At 64.2% G+C, this 9,883-nt stretch carries 10 protein-coding genes; 5 read left to right on the top strand and 5 right to left on the bottom strand.

Features of this window, described 5'->3' with window-relative positions; genetic code table 11:
* Positions 1 to 91: 91 nt before the first annotated feature.
* Positions 92 to 469, bottom strand: coding sequence for a hypothetical protein (locus CNX70_RS15525; protein ID WP_096235424.1), 378 nt, complete (start codon positions 467 to 469; stop codon positions 92 to 94).
* A 460-nt stretch (positions 470 to 929) separates the two neighbouring features.
* Positions 930 to 1,388 (bottom strand): hypothetical protein, encoded by a 459-nt coding sequence (locus tag CNX70_RS15520; RefSeq protein WP_157751044.1) that lies wholly within the window; start codon positions 1,386 to 1,388, stop codon positions 930 to 932.
* A gap of 168 nt (positions 1,389 to 1,556) precedes the next feature.
* Between CNX70_RS15520 and CNX70_RS15515 the strand changes: the two genes are divergently transcribed.
* Complete coding sequence (locus CNX70_RS15515) at positions 1,557 to 2,747, top strand: low temperature requirement protein A (protein WP_071077348.1); 1,191 nt, start codon at positions 1,557 to 1,559, stop codon at positions 2,745 to 2,747.
* A 13-nt stretch (positions 2,748 to 2,760) separates the two neighbouring features.
* On the opposite strand, the gene CNX70_RS15510 is transcribed toward CNX70_RS15515, so the two are convergent.
* Positions 2,761 to 3,291: a GNAT family N-acetyltransferase gene (locus CNX70_RS15510; RefSeq protein ID WP_096235422.1), complete on the bottom strand. Its 531-nt coding sequence runs from the start codon at positions 3,289 to 3,291 to the stop codon at positions 2,761 to 2,763.
* Between the two features lie 91 nt (positions 3,292 to 3,382).
* Here CNX70_RS15510 and CNX70_RS15505 point away from each other — a divergent pair, with 91 nt between their 5' ends.
* Positions 3,383 to 3,949: a helix-turn-helix domain-containing protein gene (locus CNX70_RS15505; protein WP_096235421.1), complete on the top strand. Its 567-nt coding sequence runs from the start codon at positions 3,383 to 3,385 to the stop codon at positions 3,947 to 3,949.
* A 2-nt stretch (positions 3,950 to 3,951) separates the two neighbouring features.
* On the opposite strand, the gene CNX70_RS15500 is transcribed toward CNX70_RS15505, so the two are convergent.
* Positions 3,952 to 4,848, bottom strand: a complete 897-nt coding sequence (locus tag CNX70_RS15500) for a LysR family transcriptional regulator (RefSeq protein ID WP_244198812.1) — start codon at positions 4,846 to 4,848, stop codon at positions 3,952 to 3,954.
* Positions 4,849 to 4,911: 63 nt separating this feature from the next.
* Between CNX70_RS15500 and CNX70_RS15495 the strand changes: the two genes are divergently transcribed.
* From CNX70_RS15495 to CNX70_RS15485, 3 genes are all read left to right on the top strand, one after another.
* Positions 4,912 to 6,417 carry an MFS transporter gene (locus tag CNX70_RS15495; RefSeq protein ID WP_096235420.1) on the top strand — a complete coding sequence of 502 codons (1,506 nt, stop codon included), beginning with the start codon at positions 4,912 to 4,914 and terminating at the stop codon, positions 6,415 to 6,417.
* 92 nt (positions 6,418 to 6,509) lie between these two features.
* The gene (locus CNX70_RS15490) at positions 6,510 to 8,063 is read left to right on the top strand and encodes an EAL domain-containing protein (protein ID WP_096235419.1); all 1,554 of its coding nucleotides are present in this window, start codon (positions 6,510 to 6,512) and stop codon (positions 8,061 to 8,063) included.
* Entirely contained in the window at positions 8,060 to 8,413 is a 354-nt protein-coding gene (locus CNX70_RS15485) for a hypothetical protein (protein ID WP_096235418.1), read from the top strand. Before CNX70_RS15490 ends, CNX70_RS15485 begins: the two co-directional genes overlap by 4 nt.
* Positions 8,414 to 8,416: 3 nt before the next feature.
* Here CNX70_RS15485 and CNX70_RS15480 read toward each other — a convergent pair whose 3' ends face one another.
* Positions 8,417 to 9,769, bottom strand: a complete 1,353-nt coding sequence (locus tag CNX70_RS15480; protein WP_096235417.1) for a serine hydrolase — start codon at positions 9,767 to 9,769, stop codon at positions 8,417 to 8,419.
* Positions 9,770 to 9,883: the final 114 nt, after the last annotated feature.

The raw sequence follows: 9,883 nt of genomic DNA, 5'->3' as shown, positions 1-9,883 counted from the left end.
GAAGGGCGTCGGATGGCCAGGCTGCTTGCCTGGATGCGGTGGCGGGCGGCCATCCAGGGCGCCCGCCCGCAGGCGGGCGCGGAACCGCCGCTTACTGCGAGTTGGAGGTAAAGGTAGCCAGCACGAAGCCCGTGTAGTTATACAGGGTGCCGCTGTCGACGATGTCGCCGGAGAGCAGCACGTTATACAGCCCCGTGCTCTGCGGCGAGTAGGTGACCGTCAGGCCGGCTTTCCACGTGACGACGCCATTGCCCGTGTCGCTTGCCAGCTTGGCCGTCGTGAAACCGGTGCTGACGCTGGGATTCCAGTACGTGGTGCGGCCCTGGAACTGGAAGGCGATGCCGGTCTGGTTGTTGCTGTCGCTGCTGGCGATGGACAGCGCGATGCTGTTCGGCGTGGTGTTGGTGGTGACGCTTTGGCCGGAGGCCAGCGTATGGTTGGTGACTTCGACGCGAGGTAAGTTAGACATGACAATCTCCATGAGGTGATATCGGCCTGCACTTGCGGTGGGCGCCCCGTGGCCGACAGGTCCGGGGCAGTTGGGTAAGTCGGTGGAAACGGTATTGCAACGGCTTTGCGACCATGCCATAAAAATATGGCGGTACAATACGCAATTTCAAATAAAGACAAACCATTTGATATTAATCAATCCGCAATTGATTAATATATTTGTTTATTTGCTTATTCGAAAAATAGTTTCCGGCGATTCGAAATATAACCATGCCGGTTCTTGCACATCACGAGTAGCGATTCTATGCCTATTTTTTTGCGCGATTCTCTCGAATTGTCGCAAAGGCAGTAATGGTGCGCCATCCGGGCGCGGCGCGCGAAAACACCGCCGGCCATTTTTCGCGGCGGCAGGCAATCCCGACAGGCAATGCAATTGAATATAAACGGTTTATTGACTTAAATAGATGGCATGCGTGGCTTTATTGCGCGGCCGGTGCGGGCGGGACCGGACAGCGTTCAAAAACGGCTATCACTTTGCCAGTCAGCGTGTACTGCGTGCCGTCATCGAGAATGGGACCATCGATGAGGATTTGATATTGCTGCGGACCGAGGGCCTGGAAACGCAGGGTCAGTCCTTTCTGGAACGTCACGATGGTATCGCCGCGGTCGGCGCCCAGCTGCAGCAGGATATTCGCTGTCGACAATAAAACCGTCCAGTACGCGGTGCCGTTGGCGCGCAGCGCCACCAGGGTGTTGTCATTGATATCGTTGCTGGCCGTGGCGATGGCGTCGCTGTTGACCGTCAGCGCCATGGTTTGCGGCGCCCGGCACGCGGGGGCCGGTTCGGCCAGCTGGCGCGCCAGCGCCGGGGCGTCGCCACCGAGCGATAGCAGCAGCACGGCAGCCAGCCAGGGGCCGCGCCAATTCAGCTGATACATGGTAGAGGTGGTGACCCGCGCATGCGGCCCATCGTAGCGAAATTCGGCCGGAAGAGCAAACGCCTGCCGACCGCGGCGCGCCGCCATGGCCGCCATCCCCATCTGCTATCATCGTGCCGTTTTGGCCGCCGCCGCGGGCGCCGGTCCGATATTTATGCAAGGAAAAAAATGAATAATCGCATTTCCCTGCTGCGTCAGCGCGGCGCGCAGGACAGTGGCAAGGTAGGCATGATCGAGCTGTTCTTCGACCTGGTGTTCGTGTTCGCCGTCACGCAACTGTCGCATGGCTTGCTGGCGCACCTGAGCGCCATGGGCTGGCTGCAGACGGGTTTGCTGCTGATGGCCGTCTGGTGGGTGTGGATCTTTACGTCGTGGATCACCAACTGGCTCGATCCCGAGCGCATTCCCGTGCGCATCAGCCTGTTTGCGCTGATGCTGGGCGGCCTCATCATGTCGGCCTCGATACCCGAAGCGTTCGGTACGCGCGGCCTGGGCTTTGCGGGCGCGTATGTCGCCATGCAAGTGGGGCGGCCCCTGTTCGCCTGGTGGGCCGTGCGCCATGAAGAACTCGCGCGCCGCCGCAATTTCCAGCGCATCACGCTGTGGGCCGTGCTATCCGGCATTTTCTGGATCGCCGGCGGCGTGGCGTCGCCTGAGCAGCGCATCTTCTGGTGGGGCGCGGCCCTGCTGATCGATTTGGCGGGACCATGGATGCAGTTCGGCCTGCCCGGCCTGGGCCGTTCTTCGACGGCCGACTGGGATGTCGATGGCGGTCACATGGCTGAGCGCTGCGGCCTGTTCGTCATCATCGCCCTCGGTGAATCCCTGCTGGTGACGGGCGCCACCTTTGCGGGCCTGGAATGGACGCCCGGCAACTGGCTGGGCTTCTTGTCGGCCCTGGCCGGCAGCATCGCCATGTGGTGGATTTATTTCGACACGGGCGCCGAGGCGGGCCACCACCGCATCGCCCACTCGAAGGACCCGGGCCGCATCGCCCGCAAGGCCTACACGTATATCCACGTGCTGATCGTGGGTGGCGTGATCGTCAGCGCCGTGGCCGACGAGCTGGCCCTGGTGCATCCGGATGAAGCAAGTTTTGCCGGCATCAGCGCCTTGCTGGGCGGCCCGATCCTGTATCTGCTGGGCAATGCGCTATTCAAATGGGTCAGCAACGACCGCGCCACGCCGCCGCTGTCGCATCTGCTGGGCATCCTGATCATCCTGGCGCTGATCCCGATGGCCTACGGCCGCCTGTATTCGCCGTTGACCCTGGCCTGCATCACCAGCTGCGTGCTGGTTCTGGTGGCCGTGTGGGAACATATGGCGCTGCGCAGGCCACCACCGGAGATCGATCCTTGACGCTTGCCTGACCTCAGCCGGGCGGCGCAATGCCGTCCGGATCGCTGCGCGTATCGAGCTGCAGCTGCAAAAACGCCAGGTCCAGCCAGGCGCCGAACTTGGTGCCGACTTGCCGCATCAAGCCCACTTCCGCAAAGCCCAGCTGCTTGTGCAGGGCGATCGAGCCGGCATTCCCCGCTTCGATGCCCGCCACCATCACGTGCTTGCCCAGGCCGCGCGCCCGCTCTATCAATTCCCCCATCAAGGCCTTGCCGACACCGGCGCCACGGCGATCGGCGCGCACATACACGGAATGCTCGACCGTATGGCGGAAACCCTCGAACGGGCGCCAGTCGCCAAACGAGGCGTAGCCGGCGACAGCTCCTTCCGCATCGATGGCGACCAGCACCGGATAGCCGGCCCGCTGGCGGTCGGCCAGCCAGGCGGTGCGGTTGGCCGCATCGACCGTCCGTTCATTCCAGATGGCCAGGGTATTGCTGACGGCATCGTTGTAGATGGCCGTGATGGCCTCGATGTCGCCCACGTGGGCATCGCGTATCTGCACGTTGATCTCCTTGCTAGTCGTCTACTATAATAGACAAATAATAGATTCCCGCCCACGCCTTGTCCAATAAAATTCGAATGGAAGCTCATAAATGTCCACTAAACCAGACGAATTGAACCAGCGCATCGGCGCCCGGGTGCGCCTTGAGCGGGAAAACCTGGGCTGGTCGCTGACGCAGCTGGCGGCCCGCTCGGGCGTGTCGCGCGCGATGGTGCACAAGGTGGAACGGGGCGATTGCAGCCCCACGGCCACCTTGCTGGCGCGGCTGTCGGGCGCCTTCGGCTTGAGCATGTCCGAACTGATCGTCCGTGCGGAAATGCGCGCAGGGCGCTTGCTGCGCCAGGCCGAGCAGCCCGTGTGGGTCGATCCGCAGAGCGGCTATGTGCGGCGCCACGTGTCGCCTGCGTCCGACATGCCGCTCGACCTCGTGCATATCAGCTTGCCGCCCGGCGCGGTGGTGGCCATGCCGGCCGCCGCCTATGTGGCGCGGCGCCAGCTGATCTGGTCGCTCAGCGGCAGCCTCGTCTTCATCGAAGGAGAGACCCGCCACGTGCTGGACGCGGGCGATTGTCTGGAACTGGGGCCGCCGGCCGACTGCGTGTTCAAGAATGAAACGGCGACCGCTTGCACCTACGCCGTGGCCGTATTGAAGAACTGAGGCTAAGCCAGCGCTACAGCGCGCAGCTGGGCGATGAAGGCGCGCGCGGCGGGCGCCTGCTCATGGCGGCGGAAGGCTACGGCGATTTCCGAGCTGATCTGCGGCGCGGCCAGCTCGCGAAATACCACGCCGGGCAATTGCACGCTGGCCATCACGGAATGGGGCACGATGGCGCAACCCACGCCCAGCGACACTTCCGTCAGCACGGCCACCAGGCTGCCGGGGCGCGACACCACCTGCGCCGCAAAGCCGCCGCGCCGGCTCACTTCCAGCGTCCCCAATTCCTGTTCCGGCACGATGAACGCTTGCTGCGCCAGCGCGGCCGGCCCGATGACGCCGAGGCGTGCCAGCGGACTGTCGGCCTGCACGGCCAGCACGAAGCGGTCGCGCAGCAACACCACGCTGTCCAGTCCGTCCGGCAAGTGCAGGGGCGGGCGCACAAAGGCCAGGTCGACGCGGCCCTGGTCCAGCAAGCCGGGCAGGGCATCCATCGCGTATTCGCGCGCACTGATATGGATACCGGGGTGGCTGGCGCGAAAGCGGGAAAACTGGTCCTGCAGCACGCCTGAGTATGCGGCCGAAGCCACGTAGCCGATTTCCAGCCGTCCCAGTTCGCCCCGACCCGCGCGTCGCGCCACGTCCTGCGCCTGCGCCAGTTGCCCCAGCGCGCGCGTGGCCTCAATGACGAACAATTCTCCGGCCGCCGTCAGGGACACGGCGCGCTTGCTGCGCTGGAACAGCCGCGTGCCCAGCAACTGTTCCGTTTCCTGCACCTGCTTGGTCAGCGCGGGCGGCGAAATGCCCAGTTCCGCTGCCGCCCGCGAAAAATGCAGGCTGTGCGCCACGGCCAGCACGCAGCGGAAATGCCGCAATTCCATCTCTTTGTCTGTATTCACCATGGGTGAATTATAAGGCGCTTGTCTTATAACAGAAAATAATACAAGCCTGCTTAAAATACAGGCATGAAAAATACCAACTGGACTTTATATACGTGCTCGGGCGTGTGCGCGCTGATCATGCTCGACACCAACGTGGTGGCCGTCTCGCTGCCCTCGATCGCCCGCTCGCTCAACGCCAGTTTCGTCGACGTGGAATGGGTGGTCAGCGCCTACATGCTGGCGTTCGCCTCGTTCCTTTTGCCCGCCGGCAGCATCGCCGACCGCCTGGGACGGCGCAGGGTCATGCTGTATGGCCTGGCCGTGTTCGCGCTGGCGTCCCTGCTGTGCGGCCTGGCGTGGACGCCGTTCGTGCTCAACGTCGCGCGCGCCATCAAGGGCCTCGGTGCGGCGCTGCTGCTGACGTCCGCGCTGGCCGTCATCGGCCACACGTTTCACGCGGAAAAGGAGAGGGCACGCGCCTGGTCCGTGTGGGGCGCGGCCATGGGCGTGGCCATGACGGTAGCGCCGCTGCTGGGTGGCCTGGTCACGAGCGCCATCAACTGGCGCTGGATTTTCTACCTCAACCTGCCTGTCGTCGCCATCTTGATGTGGCTGGTACGCAAGCATGTGGATGAATCGAAGGATGCCTCCAACGCCAGTTTCGACCCGGCGGGCGCGCTGCTGTTTTCCGCCGGCCTGTTCTGCATCATCTGGGGCTTGATCGACGCCAGCGTGGCGGGTTGGTCCAGCCATGCCACCGTGCTGCGCTTTGCGGCCGGCGCGGCGCTGCTGCTGGTCTTCGTGCTGGTGGAGCGGCGCCAGCGCGCACCGATGGTCGATCTGTCCCTGTTTGGCCGGCGCGTATTCGTCGGCGCCGTGCTGGGCATGTTCGGCTACGCCATCGCCGCGCAGGTAATGATGACCTTTTTGCCGCTGTACCTGCAGAACGCCTTCGGCTTTTCCGCCGTGCTCGCCGGCTGCGCCATGCTGCCGTTTGCCGTCGCCATGGTGGTATTTTCCCGGCTGGCGCCGCGCGCCATGCGGGTTCTGGATGACCGCGGCATCCTCGTGACGGGCTTGCTGATCGTCGCCGTGGGCAACTTCGCCACGGCGCTGGCCGCCGCCAGCCTGCAATATGGCTGGGTGGCGGCCGGCATGCTCGTTACGGGCGCGGGCGCGGGCTTGCTCAACGGCACAACGCAAAAGGCCATCCTCGCCTGCATTCCCCGCGAGCGCACGGGCATGGGCTCCGGCATTAGCACCACCACGCGCTTTGTCGGCATCGTGCTGGCCGTCGGCGCGCTGGGCGCCGTGCTGGCCATGCGCACGGCGGACTCATTCGACAAGCTGGCGTGGCTGCATGGTTTGAAGGCCTCGCCCGAGATGATCGGGCGCATCGTCGCCGGCAACGCGGCCGACGCCTTCGGCCAGCTGCCGCCCGCCATGCAGGCCGTGGCGCAGGAAGCGGCGCGCCACGCCTTCATTGACGGCTTTGCCAGCGTGCCGTACCTGGCTGGCGGCTTGGCGGCCGTGGTAGCGGCGCTGGTGTTCGTGCTGGCCAGGCCCGTGCAAAAAGCGGAAAAAGTGTAACTGTTCAGCAAGTTCCGCGTGCGCCGCCTCTGCTTGTAATATGATGCCATCGAGAAATACATGGCATTCATATAACTACCGCAGGTAATCATATGCGCAGAAAACGCATCATCGTCACGAGTGTGCTGGTCGCCGTCATCGGCGTGGCAGCTCCCCTGAGTCTGGCCTTTTACCTGTCGTCCGTGCGCGCCGAGCAGGGCGAGCAGGAACGCCTGCGCCTGCTGGCCGGCTACGCGCTCGAGCGCGCCCACCGTTCCATCGCCTCGGCCAGCGTCGCCCTGCGCAGCGCCGATGCGCTGGACCTGGCGCCGTGCTCGGAAGCGCATATCCAGCAGCTGCGCCGCATCGCCATCACCACGCGCAGCATCGACGATATCGGCTATGTCGAAAACGGCTTGCTCAAATGCACGTCGACAGGTATCGAGGCAGGGCGCATCGCCATCACGCCCGCCGATTTGACCCTGGCCAATGGCATGGGACTCGATTTCAACTTGCGCCCCGTCGTCAGCGGCGGCAAGCGCATGGTAGGGCTGACTTACCGCGCCTACAAAGTGCTGATCGATCCCGTGCGCTTTTCTGACGTCATCATCGACAGCGATATCCAGATGGCCGTGGCCATCGGCAAGGGCGGCGTGCTCGACACCTTGCACCATCCCGACCCGGCGCTGGTGCAAGCCCTGCTCGCCGGCCAGCCAACGGCGGACGGCAGCATCCATGCGCTGCTGTATCGCGATGGCTTGACGGCCGTGATGATCGAACCGCGCAGCAAGCTGAACGACAGGCTGCGGCGCGAGCAATTGCTGCTCTTGCCGCTGGGCCTGCTGATGGCCGCCTTCATCGTCGGCATCGTCGTGTGGCTGTCGCGCCGCCGCCTGTCGCTGATGGGCGAACTGAAGATCGCCATCGACCGGCGCGAATTTTTTGTCCATTATCAACCCATCATCGCGCTCGATACGGGCGTGTGCGTGGGCGCCGAGGCGCTGCTACGCTGGCGCCGCCCCGATGGCAGCATGATACGGCCCGACCTGTTCATCCCCATGGCCGAGGAAAGCGAGCTGATTTTACCCATCACCGACCAGGTGATCGATTGCGTCATCGCCGACATGCGCGCCGCGCTGCTGGCCGACCGCGAACTGCACATCGCCATCAACCTGTGCGCCAGCGACATCGAAACGGGCAGGGTGCTCGACGTGCTGGAACGTGCGCTGGCCGGCACCGGCATCGAGGCGCAGCAGATTTGGCTGGAAGCGACGGAGCGCGGTTTCATCAACGTGGAAGCGGCGCGCGCCACCATCGAAAAAGCCCGTGCCCGTGGCCACGCGGTGGCCATCGACGACTTCGGCACGGGCTATTCCAGCCTGTCGAGCCTGCAAAACCTGCCGCTCGACGCCCTCAAAATCGACAAATCCTTCGTCGACACCATCGGCACGGACGCCGCCACCAGCAGCGTCACGCCGCACATCATCGCCATGGCGCGCACCCTGAACATGCTGATCGTGGCCGAAGGCATCGAAACGCAGCAGCAAGCCGATTACTTGCGCGAACGCAAAGTGGAGTTCGGCCAGGGCTGGCTGTTTGCGAAAGCGCTGCCGGCCGGCGAATTTCTCGCCTTCTACGAAACCCGCCGCGCGCCCTCCACAGCATGAAGCCGGCGCGCTTTCCCTATCCCTTGCAGCCGCTGCGCGTACCAGGTGGCTGGCACCTCACCGTCAACACCCTGTTCGAGGTGGAACCGGGCCCGGACAGCATGCAATGGTTCAGCAGCGCGCTGCTGCTGTGGGGCCATTGCCGCGACACGGGCTACTGCTTCAACTCGCACTTCGAGCCGGAAGACGATCCCTCCGGCGAATTCGTGCTGGAGATGGGCAAGGTGGAATATGACCGGCACGGCAAGATCATTCAGGGCAGCGACGCTTTCCTGGGCGAATTTCGCACGCGCAGCAAGGCGGCGTTTGTCGAGCGGGTCGAACAATTCATGCAAGACCCTGCCGCCTAGGTCTTACGGCTTGCGCGGCAAGACCACATCCTGCCCGCCTTGCCTGAGCACGGCGCTGACTATTTTTCCCGCCGCATCGCGCGTAAAAACCAGTTCCGCCTCGATGGCACGGAAGAAAAACTGGTCTTTCGCGCTGGCAAACAGGGGCGCCGAACCGACACCGGTGCCGGCCGCTTCCAGGCCATGCTTGCCCAATGAGACCGTCAAGGTGAATTCCTCGCCCAGCGGATACACGCCCACATACTCGATCAGCGCGGCGCGCGGCAGCTCAATGGCGGCCTGCGGCTTTTTCAGCGGCGGCAAGGGCGTGCCAGGCAGCAAGGCGGACAAACCCAGCGCATCGACGGTGCGCGCCGTGTTCGTCAGCACCACCACACCCCGCTTGCCATCCGTGGTAAAGGCCGCATAGCTGGTATAGCCGCCCGTCTGGCCGCTATGCCAGGCGTAGCTTTGTCCCTGTTGTTGCTCCAGCAGCCAGGCCAGGCCGATTTTCGTTGCACTATCCGGCGCCAGCGGACGCTGCGGCTGGATCGCCAGCGCATACGGGCGCAGCGGCTTGAACATGTACGCTTGCAGGTAGGCAACCATGTCGCGCGCGCTCGAATACACGCCGCCTGCCGGCGCCACTACATTCAGCTCCCAGGCGGGTGTCGGCTCGCCCGACAGCAAATGGCCGGGCGCCAGGCGCGCCAGCATGCCGTGGCTGGGCGTGTTCGAGGTCGAGCGCATGCCCAGCGGCACGGCGATGCGCTTTTGCAGCAGCGCTTCATAGCTGCTGCCGGCCTGCGCCGCCAGCGCCGTGCCCAGCACGGCATAGCCGATGTTCGAATAGTCGAAGGCGCTGCCGGGCGCACGGGGCAGGTGGTAGGCCGCGAGAAACTGCCGCTGTTTCGCTTGCGTATAGTCGGCATACGGATTGGCCGGGTCTTTCGGCGCGAAGTTGTCGGGCAGGCGCGGCAGCGCAGAATAATGCGTGGCCAGGTCGAGCAGGCTGATCGTCTTGCCGCCGAAGGCGGGCAGCGTATAGCCTGGCAATAATGCCGCCACAGGTTCGTCGATTTTGACCTTGTTCTCGGCGACGGCGTCGGCCAGCAGCAAAGCCGTCATGGTCTTGGTGACGGAACCGATCTGGTAGACGGTATCGGCGCCCGGTTTGATGTTCTTGCCGGCATGTACGCTGCCAAAGCCGTAGACGGCGCTGTGCTTGCCATCGAGTACGGCAATGACGATGCTCGGGTGCATGCCCGTGCGCGTGAGTTCCTCGGCGCGCTGGCGCACGGCGTCGTCGAGGACGGGCGCGGCCAGGGCGGCGCTACCGAGCAGGCAAAGGGGGAGGAGGGCGAAAGTGGGTGTCATGGGAACCTTGTCCAGGGTGGGCCGAATACACGCCAGCGCCTGGATAAGGTGGCTGGCGTGCCTGGTCAAGGATACGGCGCCAACATGAAGGCTTCCTGAGTTTTATGGCACGCT

The organism is Janthinobacterium svalbardense (assembly GCF_002327145.1).
Lineage (GTDB): Bacteria > Pseudomonadota > Gammaproteobacteria > Burkholderiales > Burkholderiaceae_D > Janthinobacterium > Janthinobacterium tructae.
The sequence above is the reverse complement of the archived record's forward strand: the minus strand, read 5'-3'. Positions and strand labels throughout refer to the sequence as shown.

Bases quoted from the DNA above. Each gene is read 5' to 3' on its own strand.
- CNX70_RS15500 (WP_244198812.1), bottom strand. From the start codon at position 4,848: ATGGTGAATACAGACAAAGAGATGGAATTGCGGCATTTCCGCTGCGTG.
- CNX70_RS15485 (WP_096235418.1), top strand. From the start codon at position 8,060: ATGAAGCCGGCGCGCTTTCCCTATCCCTTGCAGCCGCTGCGCGTACCA.
- CNX70_RS15495 (WP_096235420.1), top strand. From the start codon at position 4,912: ATGAAAAATACCAACTGGACTTTATATACGTGCTCGGGCGTGTGCGCG.
- CNX70_RS15505 (WP_096235421.1), top strand. From the start codon at position 3,383: ATGTCCACTAAACCAGACGAATTGAACCAGCGCATCGGCGCCCGGGTG.
- CNX70_RS15525 (WP_096235424.1), bottom strand. From the start codon at position 469: ATGTCTAACTTACCTCGCGTCGAAGTCACCAACCATACGCTGGCCTCC.
- CNX70_RS15490 (WP_096235419.1), top strand. From the start codon at position 6,510: ATGCGCAGAAAACGCATCATCGTCACGAGTGTGCTGGTCGCCGTCATC.
- CNX70_RS15515 (WP_071077348.1), top strand. From the start codon at position 1,557: ATGAATAATCGCATTTCCCTGCTGCGTCAGCGCGGCGCGCAGGACAGT.
- CNX70_RS15520 (WP_157751044.1), bottom strand. From the start codon at position 1,388: ATGTATCAGCTGAATTGGCGCGGCCCCTGGCTGGCTGCCGTGCTGCTG.
- CNX70_RS15480 (WP_096235417.1), bottom strand. From the start codon at position 9,769: ATGACACCCACTTTCGCCCTCCTCCCCCTTTGCCTGCTCGGTAGCGCC.